This is a genomic window from Aquabacterium sp. UBA2148 (assembly GCF_002328915.1).
In the GTDB taxonomy this organism is placed as follows: domain Bacteria; phylum Pseudomonadota; class Gammaproteobacteria; order Burkholderiales; family Burkholderiaceae_C; genus Aquabacterium; species Aquabacterium parvum.
Window position 1 is genome coordinate 18,616 of the sequence record NZ_DCXA01000027.1, and the last position, 726, is coordinate 19,341.

A 726-nucleotide genomic window follows, 5' to 3' on the forward strand; every position below is an offset into this window, starting at 1 on the left:
TGTCTGGACGAGCCAATTGGTCTGCGCCTCGGTCTGCCCAAGGCATGACGCTGGACGCGCAGGCCACGCTGGGCGGCAACCGCCTGTCGCTCAAGGGCCAGGCCCCCCGTGGCTTGCTCAATGGGCAGCGGGTTGACTCGGCGGGGCGTTGGGAGCTGGACGTCCAGGCGCCTGACATCGCGTCCTTGTCCCCGTGGGCGGGAGCCATGGGCGCCGAACGCATGCGTGGCCGCCTGAGCTTGACCGCCCAGGGCGCATGGCCCTTGCAGGCGCTGACATACCGTGTCAGCGGGCAGGACATCGCCGCCACCCGAGCAGACAGAGCGATCTGGCAGCTGGCCTCGGTCGATGGGCAAGGTGAGCTCGACCTCAGCCGGGCAGACGGGAGGATGTCCGCGAAGTGGTCGCTGCAGGACGCCCGCCTGAGCAGCTGGCGCCTGGCTCGCCTGGCGCTGAGCGTGGACGGCAGCGCGGCATCGCACCGCATTCGGCTCGATGGCGAGGGTGCCCCGGTGCGCGAGGGCGAGGTGGACACCCAGCGCGCGGTGCGCCTGGCCGTGGGCGTGTCCGGCAATTGGCGCAGCGCTGCCGCCGAGCGAGCCTGGCAGGCGCGCCTGAGCGAGGCCCAGTTGACATGGGATCAGCCGCGCGGCCGACCCGCCTTGTTCCGACTGGAGCCCACCGACCTGGGTTGGCGCGTCAACGACCGGCAATCGGAGTGGCTGG

At 71.5% G+C, this 726-nt stretch carries 1 protein-coding gene; it reads left to right on the forward strand.

Annotation, left to right across the window (positions count from 1 at the left end):
* Window positions 1–44: 44 nt before the first annotated feature.
* Window positions 45–726: hypothetical protein (locus B2W70_RS01695; protein WP_286742230.1), on the forward strand; the 682-nt coding region annotated here is incomplete at its 3' end.